Source organism: Marinobacter panjinensis (assembly GCF_005298175.1).
Lineage (GTDB): Bacteria > Pseudomonadota > Gammaproteobacteria > Pseudomonadales > Oleiphilaceae > Marinobacter > Marinobacter panjinensis.
In genome coordinates, this window is the sequence record NZ_SZYH01000001.1 from 2,615,014 (window position 1) to 2,632,307 (window position 17,294).

Genomic DNA, 17,294 nt, shown 5'->3' on the forward strand with positions numbered 1-17,294 from the left:
CCTTTGTTATGCCGTCCGCTTAGTCACATCCTAGACCATGCCTAAAGGAAGCCTGAATGTACATTCAATAACAACGACTCTGCGATAGCCCTATTGGGAACCCTCGGTTCTGAAGTACACTCCCATTCATGAACCCCATTGATACATTCAACCTGGACATCCGATCCCTCAGCACCTTCATTGCCGTGCTGGACGAAGGCAGTGTGTCCAGGGCAGCCGTACGCCTCGGAGTGAGCCAGTCAGCAGTCAGCCATACCCTGGACCGCTTGCGTCAGGCCCTGGGCGATGCCTTGTTCGTGAAATCCGGCCGCGGCATTGTGCCTACCCGCTACGCGGTCCAGGCCGGCCCTCACATACGCCAGATACTGGACGACCTCCATTCCCTGTCCTCTGGCCCGCCCTTCACCCCGGCCAGCGCCGAATTCACCTTCACCATTGCCGCCAACGATTACCAACGTGACCTGTTGTTGCCCGGCTTGCTGTCGGTCCTCCGGCGTGAAGCGCCCGGCATCCGCCTGCAGGTAATCCCGTCCGGCATACCCACTGCCGACATGCTGCGCAAGGACCTGTGCGACCTGATTATTTCGCCCCATGCACCGGAAGCAACAGACATTATGCAACGAGGGCTGATGGCGGATCACATGGTGGTCTTCTACGACCCGGTTCATAGGCAAGCACCTGAAACCCTGGCAGATTACCTGAAGGCGGATCACATCGGCATCCTGTTCGGCACCGGTGAGAAAACAGCGTTTGAAGACTCTCTGGCCGCCCGGGGCCTTACCCGGCGAACGGCAGTCACCGTCTCCAACTTCTCCGGCCTGCCCGGATTCCTGCACGGAACCGACATGCTCGCCACGGCGCCGAAGCGCATGAGTGAACACTTACTGCAAGATTTTGCCTCCGTACCTCTGCCCTTTGACTACAAGCCTTTTACGCTGCTGATGCTCTGGCATAAGCGCAACCAGAATGACCCTGCCCACCGGTGGATCCGCAACCACGTTAATGGCGTGGCCGCGACGATGAACAACCTGAGCACCTGACTCATCTGATTTTTTCATACGTTGTATGAAAATAGCGGCCGTTATCCTCCCTCAGTTAACGCGTAGACTTGCACCATAAATTCAGGGAGCAGCGGGTGGGCCGCCCTCCTGAAACCGTGCGGAGCCAGGGATGGCGGAGCCGAGCGTACAGGGATGTATTCACAGCGTGTTTCAGGAGGGCGGCCCACCCGCTGCGTTTCGAGAGTCAAGCAGGAACGGAAATGCTCGCACTCACCAGTGTATGGACAACGATATTATTGGCAGCCGCCGTCGCCCTCGGGCCACTGGCGATCGATATGTATCTGCCTGCACTGCCCAGTATGGGCGAATCCCTTTCAGCCGGTACCGGGCAGGTTCAACTCACGTTGAGCATCTACATGGCAGGTTTCGCCTTTGCCCAGTTGATCTGTGGCCCGCTGGCCGACCGCTTTGGCCGCAAGCCCATCATGATTGGTGGTTTTCTGCTGTTCGCAGTGGCCAGTGTTATCTGTGCCCTCGCCACCAACATTGAAACGCTGATTCTGTCCCGCTTCCTGCAGGCCCTTGGTGGCTCTGCCGGGCCTGTGCTGGGCCGTGCGGCCGTGCGGGATATCTATTCGCCGCGAGAGGCCGCAAAAATCATGGCGATCCTCGCCAGCATCATGGCCCTGGCGCCAGCCATCGCCCCGACCATTGGCGGGTTTATGGTAGTCGGGCTGGGATGGCCGTCGATTTTCCTGGCACTGGGTGGCTATGCACTGTTGATGGCGGTGGTGGTTGCCGTTGGTATTCCCGAGCCGATGCATCCGAAACACCGGCAGTCCCTGCGCATTGGCAGCCTGTTGAAGAATTACCGGGCGATTGCCTCCGATATCAGTTTCCTGGGTTACACCCTGACCAATTCCCTGGCATTCGCCGGCCTGTTTGCCTTTCTGTCAGGCTCGTCGTTTGTGCTGATCGATTTTCTGGGTGTTGAGCCCCAGTACTTTGGCCTGTTCTTCGCCTGTATCGTCGGCGGTTACATCGTCGGCAACCTGATCGCCATTCGCCTGGGCCGCCAGCTTGTACCAGACCAGATTCTGGTCAGGGGCCTGATTGTTTCTGTTGCCGGTGGTGGGCTGATGGCTGCGTTGGCGGCCGCTCAGGTCTACAGTGTCTGGGCCGTAATCCTGCCCCAGACCCTGTTCATGATCGGCGTTGGCATGGTCCTGCCCCAGACCATGGCCGGCGCCCTGGCCAATTTTCCCCACATGGCCGGCGCCGCCTCGGCACTTTTCGGCTTTACCCAGATGGCGGTGGCAGCCACTATCGGCATGCTGGTTGGGCACTTCCACGACGGCACCTCACTGGTGATGGCGACCACCATCTCTATCTGTGCCGTTGCAGCCCTGGCCAGTTACCTGCTGCTGGTACAACGGCACCCGGCTCCCGGATTCGAGCCCGCATGACACCCATTTAACCCGGCCGATGGATGAAAAAGCATCCAAAATGAACTACACAGAGTAAGTTGTTAAACACTAATCCATCAGGCCAGCAAAGGGAGTTTCAAATGAGCAACGTAACACTGGGCGGCGACCCGATTACAGTCAGCGGCACCTTCCCGCAACCGGGCGACACCGTCCCAGACTTCACCCTCACCACTCAGGGCCTGGAAGACGTCACCCTCGACAAGTGGGCTGGCAAGCGCAAGATCCTCAACATCATCCCCAGCATCGACACCCCGACCTGCGCCACTTCCACACGCAAATTCAACGAAAAAGCCAGTAACCTGGACAATACCGTGGTGCTGGTTGTCTCGGCTGACCTGCCCCCTGCAGCCAGCCGGTTCTGTGGTGCAGAAGGCCTGAAAAACGTTATCACCCTGTCCAGCTTCCGCAACTACAGCTTTCAGCAGGACTACGGCGTTGCCATTCAGGATGGGCCACTTGCCGGCCTTTGTGCCCGCGCGGTGGTGGTGCTGGATGAGGACAACAAGGTTCTCCACAGTGAGTTGGTGGATGATATCAAGCATGAGCCAGATTATGAGAAGGCGCTTTCGGTGCTTTGATTTTTTGGTCCGTTAACCATTGTTGTCGGATTACGGCTGCGCCTAATCCGACCTACCCGACCTACGGGAGATAACGGTGTTGTCGGATCGGGCCAGGGGTGGGGTGTCTTTTCTGGCGGGAAAAGGTGTCTGAGCGAAGCGAGTTCTTTTCCCATAAGAAAAGACACCCCACCCCTGGCCCAGCCACCATACCCCGCAGACTATGCGTCGGATTACGCTTCGCTAATCCGACCTACGAATGATGCTAGAATCGCCCTCCAAGCAAAAGACCAGGAACTAACGTCAATAACGTGACCAACGCCGAACCCCAAGCCAGCCTGCCGCGCCAGTTATTTACCATGACCTGGCCCATGCTTTTCGGCGTTCTTTCACTGATGACCTTCCAGCTGGTGGACAGCGCGTTTATTGGCCAGTTAGGGCGTGACCCGCTGGCAGCGCTGGGCTTTACCCTGCCTATGCAGCAGCTGATCATCGGGCTGCAAGTAGGCCTGGGCATCGCTACCACCGCCATCATCTCCCGCACCCTGGGCGCCGGCGACCAGCTCCGGGCAGAGCGACTGGGCGGCCTGGTGGTTACCGTGGGCGCCATTCTGGTGATTATCCTGTGCATCGGCCTGTGGCTATTGCAGACCCGAATCATGTCTGCGCTTGGCGCGGAACCAAGCCTGTTACCACTGATCCGAAGTTACTGGATACCCTGGCTGATGTCCGCCTGGACCGGCGCCATGCTGTATTTTGGCTACAGCGTGTGCCGCTCCCATGGCGACACCAGACTGCCAGGCTACATGATGGTAGCCACCAGCCTGCTCAACATCGCCCTGGACCCGCTCTACATCTTCGTCTTCGGCTGGGGCCTGCCCGGTGCCGCCCTGGCCACGATTACCGCCTTCGGCATCGGCTGCCTGTTTATCTACCCGAAACTGCTGCGCTGCGGCTGGTTGCGTTTTGACCTGAAGCAACTGGCTCTGGGGAGAGCACTCAAGCAGTTGAACAACATTATGGCCCCCGCCATGGTCAGCCAGTTGATGCCCCCTGTCTCGGCTATGGTGGCTACCGCACTGGTGGCCGGTTTCGGCTCGGCCGCTGTGGCCGCCTGGGGCCTGGGAACGCGCCTGGAGTTTTTCTCCATTGTGGTGGTACTGGCACTGACCATGTCCATGCCACCTATGGTGGGCCGCATGCTGGGCGCCGGCGAGCTCGGCCAGATCCGCAAACTGGTCCGGCTGGCGGTCCGGTTTGTGGTGGTGTGGCAACTGGCGATTGGCCTGATCTGGCTCATGGCCTCCGGGCTGGTGTCTGAGTTGTTCACCAGTGACCGGGAAGTCAGCGATGTCCTTGGCAGCTATCTGGTCCGGGTGCCACTCAGCTACAGCGGCCTGGGCATCTGCATGCTGATGGTGTCGGTCTGCAACGCCCTTGGGCTGGCATTACGGGCCCTGCTGGTGTCCACCCTTCGCCTGTTCCTCTGTTTTTTGCCCTTTCTCTGGATTGGTGCCCAGATTGGCGGCATCAACGGGCTGATGAGCGGTGCCTTAGCTGGTAACCTGTTGGCGGGTGTCATGGCTTATGCATTCTACCGCCAGGGCATCCGGAAACTGGCGAAGCTGCACGCCGGTTCTTGACTTATAAGAATGAAAAAGTCTCAAACATTGGCTATACATGAAGAATGCTAATAAGCTGAGTGCTTTGCAGAACTCACTCCTGACCGGCTGAATTCCGTTATGGACATTGGGCTTCTCGTCTTTTTGCCCGTACTGGGAGCCATTGCTTCGCTCCTCTCAAGGTTGAAGCGGCCCGGCCCGGATCATGTGCAGACCCACGCGCTGGTCGCACTGATCGCCCCGGCCATTTGTCTGCTGCTTTTGCTCAGTTATCTTCCCCGGATCCAGTCCGGCGAAGCCCTTGTCTATTCCCTTTCCTGGGTGCCCGAAATCGGCCTTGGCCTGGCGTTCCGGCTGGATGGCCTCAGCTGGTTATTTGCCACCCTGATTACCGGCATCGGCTGCCTCATCATTGTCTACGCCCGATACTATTTTTCCGGTAAAGACACCGCAGGGCGCTTTTTCGTTCTGATTCAGCTGTTCATGACCGCCATGCTCGGCATTGTGCTGTCCGAGAACCTGCTGTTCATGCTGGTGTTCTGGGAGCTCACCAGCCTGGTGTCCTTCCTGCTGATCGGTTTTACCTGGTCCAGTCGTAATGCCCGCCGGGGGGCGCGCATGTCGCTGGTGATTACCGGCGGGGGTGGCCTGGCCCTGCTGGGTGGCATTCTGCTTTTAGGGCAAATCGTTGGCAGCTACCAGATCAGCGATGTGCTGGCCGCCACCGACACCATCATCAGCGATGACCGCTACCCACTGACCCTGTCGCTGATTCTGCTCGGTGCCTTTACCAAGTCGGCCCAGGCGCCGTTCCATCTCTGGCTACCCCATGCCATGGCGGCGCCAACGCCGGTGTCCGCCTACCTGCACTCCGCCACCATGGTGAAAGCCGGCCTGTTCCTGATGGCACGCCTGCACCCGGCCATGGGCGACACCGAGCTATGGTTCAGCCTGATCACCATTACCGGCATGGTCACCCTGATGGTTGGCGCCTTTGTGGCCATGTTCATGCACGACATCAAGGGCCTGCTGGCCTATTCCACCATTTCCCACCTGGGACTGATCACTCTGCTGATTGGCATGGGCAGCGAAATGGCCATGGCGGCGGCGCTGTTTCATCTGACGATCCATGCCCTGTTCAAGGCCCCCCTGTTCATGATGGCGGGCATTGTCGATCAGGCTACGGGCAGCCGGGACATGCGCAATATCAATGGCCTGTGGAAAACCATGCCGGCGCTGATGCTGATTACCGCCATACCGGCGGCCGCCATGGCCGGCCTGCCCCTGATGAGCGGCTACCTGAGCAAGAAGATGCTGTTCTCGGAAAGCCTGCTGGTGACCGCACCCCACTGGGCCAATACCCTGATTCCGGTATGGGTTACCGTTGCCGGCCTGTTTTCCGTGGCCTATTCCGTGCGCATCTTCCACAACGTGTTTTTCAACGGTCAGCCGGTGGACCTGCCCCACTGGCCGCCCCGCAAAAAACCGGCCGGCATGCTGGTACCTCTGTTCATTCTTGCCGCTGCCTCATTAATGGTGGGGCTGGCACCACAAGCCATCTACGACAACGTGATTCACCTGGCGGTCATGGCTACGTCCATGACCCAGCTGCCGCTATACGACTTCTCGGCGCTGTCCGACGCCCAGGCGCCGGCCATGATGAGCATGATTGCAATGCTTGGCGGCATCGTTTTCTATCTCGCCCGCGGCCCGCTGTTTGCCATCCATCGCCAGTTACCGGACTTGGATGCCAAGAACATCTTTGAGCAGATCATGCAGCAAAGCATCCGCTTCGCCCAGTCGCTGGTCTATCGCCTGGAAAATGGCTCATTGCAACGCTACCTGGCCTTTATTCTGGTCGCCGCCATCGCACCGGCGCTGTGGATGCTCGGTGGCTACAGTGGCTGGCAAGGTCCATCGGAATTGACAGAGGTTAACCCAATGGTGGTTTTCGGTGCCGTCATCCTGTGCCTGTCGGCCATTGGCGTCGCGTTGTTTCACCATCAGCGCCTGCCGGCGCTGCTTCTTCTTTCGGTCACCGGCCTGTTCGTCACCCTCGCGTTCGCCCAGTTCTCGGCCCCTGATCTGGCACTTACCCAACTCTCCGTGGAAGTCATGGCGGTGGTCATCATGATGCTGGCACTGTCGTTCCTGCCCCAGACCTCACCCAGGGAATCCGGAGCCGGCAGGATTGTCCGCGACCTGGGCCTGGCTGGCCTGGCCGGGACCGGCGTTGCACTCTTCGCTTACGCAGTGCTGACCCGACCGGCTGAGACCATTTCCGGGTATTTCCTCGCCAACAGCGTTCCCGGTGGTGGCGGCACCAACGTAGTCAACGTCATTCTGGTGGATTTCCGTGGCTTCGACACCCTGGGGGAAATCACCGTGCTGGGTATCGCCGCCGTTGCGGTATTCGCGTTTACCCGTGACCTGCATTTGAAGGAACGGGTAGCCAGTGCCGGCACCGCAAAAGGGTATGCCGAGCCGCATCCGGTGATTCTGCAGATGGTCTCCCGCATGGCCCTGCCCATTGCCCTGCTGGTGTCCGCCTATATTTTCCTGCGGGGGCACAACATGCCGGGAGGGGGTTTCATTGCCGGGCTGGTAACTGCGGTTGCCCTCACCCTGCAGTACATGGCTGGTGGCCTGGTATGGGCGCAGGAACGGATGCTCACGCATTTCCGCCCGCTGATTGGCGCCGGTTTGCTGATTGCCACGGCCACCGGTTTGGGCAGCTGGTTTGTCGGCTACCCGTTCCTCACCTCCGCTTTCAGCCACATGGACTGGCCGCTGATCGGCGAGTTCGAGCTGGCGACGGCTTTGCTGTTTGATCTGGGGGTTTACACCACGGTGGTGGGGGCAACCCTGCTGATCCTGGCAAACCTGGGCAAACTGATGACCGTGGCCGGGCCCGGCCAGGAGGTGGGCTGATGGAGCTGGTGGTTGCCATTACCCTGGGCGTGCTGACCAGCACTGGTGTGTACCTGATGCTACGGGCCCGCACCTTCTCCGTGGTGCTGGGTCTGACGCTGTTATCACATGGCGTAAACCTGTTCCTGTTCAGCATGGGCCGGCTGACCACTGCCTCCCCGGCCGTGATCGGGCTGGTGGAGAACTATACCGATCCACTCCCCCAGGCCCTTGTACTCACCGCCATTGTGATCAGTTTTTCGATGACGGCCTTTGTGGTGGTACTGGCCCTGAAAGCGGCGGTGGAACTGCGCAGTGATCATGTGGATGGCGAAGATCCGAACGAGGACCGCCAATGAACCACCTGATGATCATGCCCATCGTGATACCCCTGCTGACGGGCGCCTTCCTGCTGGTGATGTACCGCTACAACATTGGCCGCCAACGGTCATTGAGTATCGGGTCCACCCTTTTGCTGGTGGTGTTCGCGGTGTGGGCTGTTCTCCAGGCGGGTGTCACGGATTACACCCTGTACCGTCTTGGCAACTGGCAGCCGCCCTTCGGAATTGTGCTGGTGCTGGACCGGCTCACCGCCATCATGCTGCTGCTGACGGCTCTGCTGAGCCTGTTCTGCGTTCTCTATGCCAGCCGTGGCTCGGACCGCGAGGGCTCCCACTTCCATGCCCTGCTGCAGTTTCAGCTCATGGGTATCAACGGTGCTTTCCTCACCGGGGACCTGTTCAATCTGTTCGTGTTCTTCGAGGTGCTGCTTATCGCCTCCTACGCACTACTGCTTCATGGTGGTGGGCGCGCGCGCAGCCGGGCCGGCCTGCACTACGTCATCATCAATCTGGCTGGCTCGGCGCTTTTCCTGCTGGCGCTTGGCATCCTCTATGGCATTGCCGGCACACTGAACATGGCTGACCTGGCCCATGTGATTGCCAATGCCCCGGAGGCGGACCTGCCGTTGCTGAAAGCCGCTTCGCTCCTGCTGATGGTGGTATTCGGTATCAAGGCCGCCCTGCTGCCGCTGCTGTTCTGGCTACCTCGGGCCTATTCAGCAGCCAGTGCCCCCGTCGCGGCGCTGTTCGCCATCATGACCAAAGTAGGTTTTTACGCCATGGTGCGGGTGTTTCTGGTGGTATTTGGCCTGGATGAAGCCGCACCTGCCAACGATACGGTATTGGCGTGGCTGTGGCCCATGGCCCTGGTAACGCTGGCACTGGGAGCCATTGGCGTACTGGGCGCCGCCAGCCTGCGGACTCTGACCGCCTACATGGTCATAGTTTCTGTGGGGATACTGCTGGCAACTTTGTCCCGCAACGACGAACAGCTTCTGGCCGCCAGCCTGTTCTACCTGCTGCACAGTACCTGTATGACGGCGGTGTTTTTCCTGCTGGCAGACCTGATCGGGCGTTACCGTGACAACGGTTACGACCGTTTCTCCATCATCTCGCCGCTGTCCCACCGCTGGATTCTGGGCAGTGTGTTTCTGGTTGCCGCCGTCAGTATGGCCAGTCTGCCGCCCTTCAGCGGGTTCGTCAGCAAAGCATGGATTCTGCAATCCTCCTCCCACCTGCCAGACTATCTCTGGCTGTGGGGGGCCATTCTCATTTCCGGACTGTTAATCATCGCAGCCCTGAGCAGGGCCGGGTCCGGTTGGTTCTGGCGGCCGGAGGAACACACTGGTAAAACCGTCCCGGCACTGGACAGCGCCCGCACTGCCGCCGTGTGTGTGATGGTTACCATCAGCTTCCTTCTTGCGCTTTTTGCCCAACCGGTGATGGATTACCTGGCGGCAGCCGCCGAGCTTGTTTACCAGCCGTCCGGCTACGTCGATGCGGTGTTGGGTGATTACGTCCGCCAGGGTGGGGAGGTGACCGAATGAACCGTCGCGAATTCTGGCTGCCAAGACCACTGTTCTCTCTGTTCCTGGCGCTGCTCTGGTTGTTGATGGTCAACAGTTTTTCGGTCGCCCACATGCTGCTGGGGCTGGCCCTGGGTGTTTTCATTCCTTTCGTAACCCGGTCATTCTGGCCGGAACAGGCCAAAGTGCGCTATCTGCTGCCGCTTCTTCGGTACTTCCTGGTATTGATGGTAGACATCGTTCGCTCAAACCTGATCGTGGCAAAGCGTATCCTCTGGTACCCCAACCAGTTAACGCCGGGCTTTGTCATCTTTCCCCTGGAACTGGATGACGACTTCGCCATCACCATTCTGGCCAGTACCATTTCCCTGACACCGGGCACTGTAACTGCCCACTACGACAGCGATGCCGGCACCCTGCTGATTCACGCCCTGCATGTTACTGATGAAGATGAGCTGGTGCGGCAGATCAAGGACCAGTATGAGCGGCCGTTGAAGGAGATTTTCCAGTGATTGCTACCGTGATTCCATTCGTCATCGGAGTGTTCTGCCTCGCTGTGCTGCTCAACCTTTACCGGCTGGCGATCGGGCCCGACATTGTCGACCGGATTCTTGCCCTGGACACTCTGATGATCAACAGCATTGCCCTGATTGTGCTGGCGGACATCCAGATGTCGCTGGGCATTCTGTTCGAGGCGGCCCTGCTGATCGCCCTGATGGGATTCGTCGGCACCGTGGCCATGACCAAGTACCTGCTGAGGGGGGATGTGATCGAATGAACGGTTCAGAGATGCCCCTGCTTCTGGAGCTGGCGATTACCTTCTTCCTGGTAGCGGGCGCCATTGTTGCGCTGATCGGCTCCATTGGTCTGGCGCGACTGAAGGACGTCTACATGCGACTGCATGGGCCCACCAAGGCCAGCACCCTCGGCGTGGGCTGTATCCTGGTGGCGTCCTTGCTGTATTTCAGTTTTCTGAAAGGCGGGTTGTCGGTCCAGGAGGCGCTGGTGACCCTGTTCCTGTTTGTGACGGCGCCGGTCAGCGCCCATATGATGGCGAAGGCGGCGCTGCACCGGAAGCTGAAGTGCTCCCCCCAGACCCGTAGTGGGCCGCCGGATCAGTGATCTGCAAACCGTGCCCGGAAGCTTTCGGGCATCGGCACGACGGACTTGCGCTGGTAGTTGAAGAACACAAAGCCGTATTTGGCCAGGGCCACTGGTTGCCCGCTTTCAGCCTTGGTGACCCGAAAGACGAAATCGCCACCATATTTGTTGAAGTCCATTAATCCCACTTCAAACCTGAGCATCTCCGGAAAGAAGGATTCAGACTGGTACATGGTTGCCAGGTCGGTGACGATGATGCCCATGCCGTCTTTGTCGGCCTCCTGAACGCCATAGCTCACCAGAAACTGGGCCCTGGCTTCGGACAGCATGGATACGAGCGCATCGTTGCCCAGGTGGTTGGCACCATTGATATCGGTGATACGAACCGGCATCTTGGTTTCAAAGTAAAAGGCATCATCGGGGAAAGAGAGCTTGATACGGGCCAAGGTTGAGTTCCTGTAGGGGAAGATTTTCGGAGGAAGCCAATGATACTTGGTTGTCGGCCTGCCTTCATCCCGGGACATCAAGTTCAATATTGGTTATCTTGGGTTTGTCCTCGGCGCGTTGGGGCTTGGGGGCGGCGTTGACTGGGAGAGCCTTTTCAAAACACGCTCAAGCACATCCATGTGGCGCTTGAGCTCCGCCATCCATGGCTCCGCACAGTTTTGAAAAGGCTCTCCCAGTCACCGCTTCACATTTCGGCGCGCACCAAAAAAATAAAGAGATAACGGAAATTCTATGGATATTCGCCCTGCTGCAACGCTGGTTCTGACAAAAGATACTGCCGATGGTCTGAAGGTATTGCTGCTGCAACGAACCTGGGAAGCGGTCTTTATGCCCGGATTCTTTGTCTTTCCGGGTGGCTCTGTCGACGAGCAGGACATAGAAGGACGTGCACATGCCATAGGCCGTGGCGATACAGATATCAGTCAGACCATGAGCCTGGACGAAGGCGGGGCTGACTATATGCTGGCTGCGGTCAGAGAGTGTTTTGAGGAAGCCGGTATTCTGGTGGCGCAGGACCAGGATGATGGAGACGTAGCTACCGGGCACCCGGTTCATCAGGACCGCATGGCGCTATTCAAGGGTGAATTGACGCTGTCGGAGGTTTGCCAGCGACACAAACTGACGATTCCGCTGGACCGGCTGGCCTATCTGGGGCATTGGATTACGCCACCCGGGCCGCCCCGCAGGTTTGATACCCGGTTTTTCGTGGCAGTGGCGCCGGAGAACCAAGTTGCGAGCCATGACGGGGTGGAAACGATTGATCATGTCTGGCTGAGTCCTGCGCAGGCGCTGGAGGATCACCGCTGTGGCCTTCGGTTGCTGGGCCTGCCCACCATCCGCACGCTGCGGATACTGAGCGATTTCGACACCACGGGCGAGGTGATGCGTTACGCTCATGCCAATCCGCCAGAGCCCTATCCCAGCAAGTCATGGCCGGCGGTAAAGAAGGGGAAGTCGGTGTTGCTGGAGCCTGGGGCGCCGGCGTATGACGAAGCCGCCAAGCTGGATCCAGAGGGGGAAGGCTCGACCCGTGCGGAGATAGTGCCCGGTGAACCGGTGGAAGTCGCAGCCGGTGTGGTGCGGCTGACGGCCCCGAATCCGGGGATGATGACCGGGCCGGGCACCAATACCTATTTACTGGGGCACAAACGATTCACGGTACTGGACCCGGGGCCGGAAAATGCCACCCATATTGAACGGATTCTGGAAATCACCGGCGGGGCGATCGATCAGGTGGTGGTGACCCACACCCACCAGGACCATTCCCCCGGTACCGTCGCGCTGAAAGCCAGGACCGGGTGCCGTGTTTATGGTCAGCCGGCGCCGGAAGGGGCGGCCCAGGACCAGACGTTTGCTGCGGATGAGGAACCGGTCGACGGGGACCTGATTACAACCGACGCTGGCACGCTGAAAGTGCTTCACACACCGGGCCATGCCTCCAACCACCTGTGTTACCTGCTGATGGAGCAGGAACTTCTGTTTTCCGGTGATCACGTTATGCAGGGTTCGACGGTGGTGATTAATCCCCCGGACGGCGATATGAAGGCCTACCTGGAGTCCCTGTACGATCTGCTGGACGAGCCGGTGCGCTACATTGCCCCGGCTCACGGTTTTCTGATGGGGCACCCGGAAGCGGTTATCGATTACCTGATTACCCACCGCCTGGCCCGGGAACATAAGGTGGCGCGGGTGCTGAAGAGTCTGACCAGGGCCAGCCTGAAGGCTTTGACGGCGGAAGCGTACGACGACGTGCCGGCGGCGATCCACGGGGTTGCGGCTCGTTCTGCGCTGGCACATCTGCTGAAACTGGAGACGGATGGCAGGGCGGCGAAGAAAGGCGAGATCTGGCATGCCACTTCACACACCTGAGCCACGGCCTCGCCTCATTCATCATGGCCCCGCCCCGGGGTCATGTTATTTCTTTGCGATAACCCACACCGCGTGGACAATACCCGGAATATAGCCTAGAAGGGTCAACACAATGTTGATCCAGAAGTGCTTTCCGATCCCCACTTGTAAAAACACCCCCAACGGCGGTAACAAAATCGCAATAAGAATTCGCAAAAGATCCATAGAGTGAGTTCCCTTTCAGACGTATAACGGATACAGAACCGTAACAGGCATCCTGTAGCCTCATGAATAGGCTATTTTGCGGAAATACACAAAGAGATCATGAAAGTGGCATTAAACCTTTGTCACAGCCGTATTCATAAAACTTTGGGGCCTCTATCCTTGTCCCGCCCACAAATTCCGGACACCAGGCCCCGACTGGCTGACAACCCGAGAGAAACTATGCTGTACCGCTGGCTGACACATCTGTTACGCGCTAGCCTTATTTCCACACTCTGCGGCGGCCTGGTGGCCCTGCCGGCGGCCTACGCGGAGCAAACCGGTGAATCCGACAAGCAGGAAGTCCTCGTCGCAGAGCTTGCTGAAGACGAGAACGTTGAGGATGTTGAACACTCCGACCCTCTGCACTCATCGGATCCGGAGCCTGATGTCCCGGAGCAGCCCGAACCACCGGAACAGAAGCAAGAGGCATCCAGTCTTGAGCTGCTGGGCACGGAAGTACCCCCTGGAACGGCCACCCGGCTGGCGTGGTCTCCGGCCATCCAGATCGCCGGACTGACCCAACCGACACCGGTGCTGGTGGTCAACGGCGCCAAACCCGGTCCCAACCTGTGCCTGACAGGTGCGGTGCACGGTGATGAGCTCAACGGCATAGAGATCATCCGCCGTACCATGTATGACCTGGAGCCGGACAAACTGTCAGGCCGTGTTATTGGAGTTCCCATCGTCAATCTGCCCGGTTTTCAGCGAGGCAGCCGCTACCTGCCCGACCGCCGTGACCTTAATCGGCATTTCCCCGGCAGTACCGATGGCAGCCTTGCGGACCGCATTGCCCATTCGCTGTTCGAAAGTGTGATTCGCCATTGCGACATGCTGGTGGATATCCACACCGGATCGCTCAAGCGAACCAATCTGCCCCAGTTAAGGGCTGATATGAACAATCCTGACGTGGCCGAACTGACCCGCGGGTTTGACCGCATGGCCGTGGTCCACAGCACCGGCAGTCCCGGCATGCTTCGCTATGCCGCGATTGAAGCCGGTATCCGCGCTGTCACCATGGAGGCGGGCGAATCCCTGCGGATACAGGAGCACCAGATCAAAGCCGGCGTCAACAGCCTGACCAGTCTGATGGACAAGGAAGGTATGATTTCGAGGATGTTCGTCTGGGGTGACCCGGAGCCGGTGTACTACGACTCGGAATGGGTGCGGGCGGAACACGGAGGCATCCTGTTCAGTGAGATCAAGCTCGGTGCCAAAGTTGGTGAAGGTGAGATCCTTGGTTACGTTTCAGACCCTATTACCAATGAACAACACCCCATCCGGGCCAGAATCGATGGCCGGATTATCGGAATGGCCGTGGATCAGGTTGTCATGGCAGGCTTTGCCGCCTACCACGTTGGTACGGAGGCAGAAGTGCCAGGAGAGTAGTATCCTGTCGGGTCCCTGAGTTTCATCAGGGCCAGAAATCCTGACAGGAGCCGGAGTGTCTTCAGATACCCCCAAATCGTTGTGGCTGGCCTATGTCGGCCTGGTTCTGACCCCGTTGTTCTGGGCCGGCAATGCCGTTGTCGCCAAAGGCGTGGTGGATGAGATTCCGCCCCTGTCCATGTCCTTCTGGCGCTGGGTGATCGCCCTGGTGATTCTGTTGCCGTTCGGATTGCCGGGGGTGTGGCGTCAGCGCCAGCTCATTCGCCAGCACTGGCTGTCGATACTGGCCCTGTCTACCTTCAGTGTCGCGGCGTTCAATTCACTGCTCTACTTTGCCGCGGTGACCACCAGCGCCACCAATATCGCACTGATTAACGCCACCATCCCCATCATGGTGGCATTGCTGGCCTGGGTGTTGCTGGGAGATCGCACGCGCCCGTTGCAGGCGCTGGGTATCGGGCTGGCCGTACTGGGCATTCTGGCGGTTGTCGCCAGGGGAGACCTTTCGGTGCTTACCGGCCTGCAGGCACAGCCCGGCGACCTGATCATGGTGCTGGCGGTGTTCAGTTGGGGCCTGTTCTCGGTGCTGCTTCGCCGCCAGGCCGTACCCCTGCCACCGCTGACGTTCCTGACCGTGCAGATCGCCTGCGGCACCCTGGTGATACTGCCGTTTTTCCTGGTGGATCTGGTGTTTTTCTCGGGCGGGTTTGAACTGAACCAGTCGACCGCTCTGCCGATGATGTATTTTGCCATCTTCCCCGGTATTCTGGCCTACGGGTTCTGGAACCATGCAGTACACCGGATCGGCCCGGCCAGGGCGGCCATCTTCATGTACCTTACTCCGGTGTTCGCTTCGGTCATGGCGGGAATTTTCCTCGGTGAACGGCTTGGCCTGTTCCACATTGTCGGTGGCCTGCTGATCCTCGCTGGTCTTTTCCTGGCGACCCGCACCAACGAGCTTCGCCGCAAATACCGCTGAACATGCAAACTGGAAGAGCTGAACAGGCAGGGATTCATGGATAATCGCTTGGAAAGATACTTGAAATGGACGGCCGTAATGGTTTTCACGGCAATCAGCACGGTGATTTCTGCCGCTCCCTGTGACCCGGAAAAAAACACCTGGGTCCCGAGCCGTTATTACCCTCCTGGCTCAGCCGTGTTTCACAAGGGCCAATGGTACGAATCCCGCCAACTCAACGAAGGCAAAACACCAGGGGCGGATTTCGAGTGGAAAAAGCTGGCACCAGCACCGGACTGCCGCCAAGGGGAAGACAGAGCCCATGCCGACAACATGCAGAAGGATGACCCACAACAATCGCGGGCACAGGGCCAGGATCAGCAGGAACCCGTGGTAGATGCGCGCAATAAAACCAGGCAGGCTTGTGATGAAACCGGGCCCTGGAGCTTTGGCGCCAGCTACACCGTCGGTCAGGTGGCCATCCATGAAGGCCAGGCCTATCGCGCCATTCGTCCCAGCAATGGCCAGATGCCGGGCATGAGCCAGCCTCCCCACTGGCAGCCAGTCGACCATCCCTGCAGGAACGAACCGGCTAGCGGGGATTAACCGGACACGGACGCCATCGCCTGCCGGATTTGTTCCAGGGCCCTCTGCAATACCGGCCGAGGGCAACCAATGTTCATCCGCATGAATCCACTCCCCGCTTCCCCGAAGGTAATGCCCGGGTTCATGCCGATGCCGGCCTGATGCACGAAGAACCGCTTCAGCTCCGAATCGTCCATCTCCAGAGCACGGCAATCCAGCCATAACAGGTAGGTGCCCTCCGGTTCGGTCACCTGAATGGCGGGCAAGTGCTGCTCAACGTAATCCATTACGAAGTCACGAGTGCCTTGCAGGTAGACCATGAGTTCGTCGAGCCACTGGCCTCCGTCGCGGTAACCGGCTTCGAATCCGGCGATGCTGAACGGGTTGCACTGATTCATGTGCATGGCATCGAACACATCTTTCAATGCCTTGCGATGCTCGGCATTGGCCACCACCAGTGCCGAGAGCCCCAGACCAGGCATGTTGAAGGTTTTGCTGGGCGCTACAGCGGTAACCAGGGCGTCCTCATCCCCGGCCAGGCGAGCCAGTACCTGGTGAGCGGGCTTGTCCGGATAGGTCAGGTCACAGTGAATCTCATCCGACAGCACCACCAGGTTATGCCGCCGGGCAATCGCCAGTACCGCCGTCAGCTCGCTTTCGGTCCATACACGGCCCACCGGATTATGGGGTGAACACAGCAACAGCACCCTGGCATCTTCCCGTGCCGCGCAGGCCTCCAGATGCTCAAGGTTCATTTGATAGCGGCCATCCACCTGCTCCAGCGGATTCTCGATCACAACCCGGCCAGTTTTTCGAATGGCGCTGAAAAAAGGCGGATAGACCGGCGGCTGGATAATCACGCCTTCGCCTTCCTTCGCAAACGCCAGTGCCGCCGCATGGAGGGATGGCACCACACCCGGGGCCATCAGTAACCAGTCCCGCTCGATAGTCCAGCCATGGCGGCTCCGGAACCAGTCAACAATGGATGCGTAGAGGCTTTCCGGGAACAGTGTGTAACCGTACACCGGGTGCCTCGCCCGCTCCTCCAGAGCTTGCGTGACCGCCGCCGGTGCCGCAAAATCCATATCCGCCACCCAGAGCGGTATAACATCCTCGCGGCCGAACACTGCCTTGCGGGCATCGAATTTTACCGAGCAGGTATTCTCCCGCTGAAGACGTCGGTCGAAGAAGTCAGGCACGA

The 17,294-nt window shown here is 59.1% G+C and carries 17 protein-coding genes; 14 read left to right on the plus strand and 3 right to left on the minus strand.

Annotated features, from left to right (window positions below):
- Positions 1-128: 128 nt before the first annotated feature.
- The 10 genes from FDP08_RS11995 (at position 129) to FDP08_RS12040 (ending at position 10,566) form a co-directional block, all read left to right on the plus strand.
- Positions 129-1,040, plus strand: coding sequence for a LysR family transcriptional regulator (locus tag FDP08_RS11995; protein ID WP_137436380.1), 912 nt, complete (start codon positions 129-131; stop codon positions 1,038-1,040).
- A 221-nt stretch (positions 1,041-1,261) separates the two neighbouring features.
- On the plus strand, positions 1,262-2,467 hold the full coding sequence (locus tag FDP08_RS12000; RefSeq protein ID WP_137436381.1) for a Bcr/CflA family multidrug efflux MFS transporter: 1,206 nt from the start codon (positions 1,262-1,264) through the stop codon (positions 2,465-2,467).
- A 101-nt stretch (positions 2,468-2,568) separates the two neighbouring features.
- Entirely contained in the window at positions 2,569-3,066 is a 498-nt protein-coding gene (gene tpx, locus FDP08_RS12005) for a thiol peroxidase (RefSeq protein WP_137436382.1), read from the plus strand.
- 338 nt (positions 3,067-3,404) lie between these two features.
- On the plus strand, positions 3,405-4,688 hold the full coding sequence (locus tag FDP08_RS12010) for an MATE family efflux transporter (protein ID WP_137437318.1): 1,284 nt from the start codon (positions 3,405-3,407) through the stop codon (positions 4,686-4,688).
- 99 nt (positions 4,689-4,787) lie between these two features.
- Positions 4,788-7,598, plus strand: coding sequence for a monovalent cation/H+ antiporter subunit A (locus FDP08_RS12015; protein WP_137436383.1), 2,811 nt, complete (start codon positions 4,788-4,790; stop codon positions 7,596-7,598).
- Positions 7,598-7,936 carry a Na+/H+ antiporter subunit C gene (locus tag FDP08_RS12020; protein WP_137436384.1) on the plus strand — a complete coding sequence of 113 codons (339 nt, stop codon included), beginning with the start codon at positions 7,598-7,600 and terminating at the stop codon, positions 7,934-7,936. Before FDP08_RS12015 ends, FDP08_RS12020 begins: the two co-directional genes overlap by 1 nt.
- Complete coding sequence (locus tag FDP08_RS12025) at positions 7,933-9,465, plus strand: monovalent cation/H+ antiporter subunit D (protein ID WP_137436385.1); 1,533 nt, start codon at positions 7,933-7,935, stop codon at positions 9,463-9,465. The genes FDP08_RS12020 and FDP08_RS12025 overlap by 4 nt, the downstream gene beginning before the upstream one ends.
- On the plus strand, positions 9,462-9,956 hold the full coding sequence (locus tag FDP08_RS12030) for a Na+/H+ antiporter subunit E (RefSeq protein ID WP_137436386.1): 495 nt from the start codon (positions 9,462-9,464) through the stop codon (positions 9,954-9,956). The genes FDP08_RS12025 and FDP08_RS12030 overlap by 4 nt, the downstream gene beginning before the upstream one ends.
- On the plus strand, positions 9,953-10,222 hold the full coding sequence (locus FDP08_RS12035) for a K+/H+ antiporter subunit F (protein WP_137436387.1): 270 nt from the start codon (positions 9,953-9,955) through the stop codon (positions 10,220-10,222). Before FDP08_RS12030 ends, FDP08_RS12035 begins: the two co-directional genes overlap by 4 nt.
- A complete protein-coding gene (locus tag FDP08_RS12040; protein ID WP_228263292.1) occupies positions 10,219-10,566 on the plus strand; it encodes a Na+/H+ antiporter subunit G in 348 nt (115 codons plus the stop codon). Before FDP08_RS12035 ends, FDP08_RS12040 begins: the two co-directional genes overlap by 4 nt.
- On the opposite strand, the gene FDP08_RS12045 is transcribed toward FDP08_RS12040, so the two are convergent.
- Positions 10,560-10,991: a thioesterase family protein gene (locus FDP08_RS12045; RefSeq protein ID WP_137436388.1), complete on the minus strand. Its 432-nt coding sequence runs from the start codon at positions 10,989-10,991 to the stop codon at positions 10,560-10,562. The genes FDP08_RS12040 and FDP08_RS12045 overlap by 7 nt on opposite strands.
- A gap of 292 nt (positions 10,992-11,283) precedes the next feature.
- On the opposite strand from FDP08_RS12045, the gene FDP08_RS12050 reads away from it, so the two are divergent.
- The gene (locus tag FDP08_RS12050; RefSeq protein WP_137436389.1) at positions 11,284-12,921 is read left to right on the plus strand and encodes an MBL fold metallo-hydrolase; all 1,638 of its coding nucleotides are present in this window, start codon (positions 11,284-11,286) and stop codon (positions 12,919-12,921) included.
- A 45-nt stretch (positions 12,922-12,966) separates the two neighbouring features.
- Here FDP08_RS12050 and FDP08_RS12055 read toward each other — a convergent pair whose 3' ends face one another.
- The gene (locus tag FDP08_RS12055) at positions 12,967-13,125 is read right to left on the minus strand and encodes a YqaE/Pmp3 family membrane protein (RefSeq protein ID WP_022989318.1); all 159 of its coding nucleotides are present in this window, start codon (positions 13,123-13,125) and stop codon (positions 12,967-12,969) included.
- Positions 13,126-13,344: 219 nt separating this feature from the next.
- Between FDP08_RS12055 and FDP08_RS12060 the strand changes: the two genes are divergently transcribed.
- Genes FDP08_RS12060 through FDP08_RS12070 form a run of 3 tightly spaced genes read left to right on the plus strand, consistent with a single transcriptional unit; the run spans position 13,345 to position 16,114 of the window.
- Positions 13,345-14,550 carry a succinylglutamate desuccinylase/aspartoacylase family protein gene (locus FDP08_RS12060; RefSeq protein WP_137436390.1) on the plus strand — a complete coding sequence of 402 codons (1,206 nt, stop codon included), beginning with the start codon at positions 13,345-13,347 and terminating at the stop codon, positions 14,548-14,550.
- A gap of 55 nt (positions 14,551-14,605) precedes the next feature.
- Positions 14,606-15,529: a DMT family transporter gene (locus FDP08_RS12065; protein ID WP_137436391.1), complete on the plus strand. Its 924-nt coding sequence runs from the start codon at positions 14,606-14,608 to the stop codon at positions 15,527-15,529.
- Positions 15,530-15,589: 60 nt separating this feature from the next.
- Positions 15,590-16,114: a carbohydrate-binding protein gene (locus tag FDP08_RS12070; protein WP_206077289.1), complete on the plus strand. Its 525-nt coding sequence runs from the start codon at positions 15,590-15,592 to the stop codon at positions 16,112-16,114.
- Here FDP08_RS12070 and FDP08_RS12075 read toward each other — a convergent pair.
- On the minus strand, positions 16,111-17,292 hold the full coding sequence (locus tag FDP08_RS12075) for a MalY/PatB family protein (protein ID WP_228263293.1): 1,182 nt from the start codon (positions 17,290-17,292) through the stop codon (positions 16,111-16,113). The two genes, FDP08_RS12070 and FDP08_RS12075, sit on opposite strands and share 4 nt — an antisense overlap.
- Between the last annotated feature and the right edge of the window lie 2 nt (positions 17,293-17,294).

Coding starts and splice junctions, on each gene's coding strand:
- FDP08_RS12025 (WP_137436385.1), top strand. CDS start 7,933: ATGAACCACCTGATGATCATGCCCATCGTGATACCCCTGCTGACGGGC.
- FDP08_RS12040 (WP_228263292.1), top strand. CDS start 10,219: ATGAACGGTTCAGAGATGCCCCTGCTTCTGGAGCTGGCGATTACCTTC.
- FDP08_RS12050 (WP_137436389.1), top strand. CDS start 11,284: ATGGATATTCGCCCTGCTGCAACGCTGGTTCTGACAAAAGATACTGCC.
- FDP08_RS12000 (WP_137436381.1), top strand. CDS start 1,262: ATGCTCGCACTCACCAGTGTATGGACAACGATATTATTGGCAGCCGCC.
- FDP08_RS12010 (WP_137437318.1), top strand. CDS start 3,405: ATGACCTGGCCCATGCTTTTCGGCGTTCTTTCACTGATGACCTTCCAG.
- FDP08_RS11995 (WP_137436380.1), top strand. CDS start 129: ATGAACCCCATTGATACATTCAACCTGGACATCCGATCCCTCAGCACC.
- FDP08_RS12060 (WP_137436390.1), top strand. CDS start 13,345: ATGCTGTACCGCTGGCTGACACATCTGTTACGCGCTAGCCTTATTTCC.
- FDP08_RS12055 (WP_022989318.1), bottom strand. CDS start 13,125: ATGGATCTTTTGCGAATTCTTATTGCGATTTTGTTACCGCCGTTGGGG.
- FDP08_RS12015 (WP_137436383.1), top strand. CDS start 4,788: ATGGACATTGGGCTTCTCGTCTTTTTGCCCGTACTGGGAGCCATTGCT.
- FDP08_RS12020 (WP_137436384.1), top strand. CDS start 7,598: ATGGAGCTGGTGGTTGCCATTACCCTGGGCGTGCTGACCAGCACTGGT.
- FDP08_RS12030 (WP_137436386.1), top strand. CDS start 9,462: ATGAACCGTCGCGAATTCTGGCTGCCAAGACCACTGTTCTCTCTGTTC.
- tpx (WP_137436382.1), top strand. CDS start 2,569: ATGAGCAACGTAACACTGGGCGGCGACCCGATTACAGTCAGCGGCACC.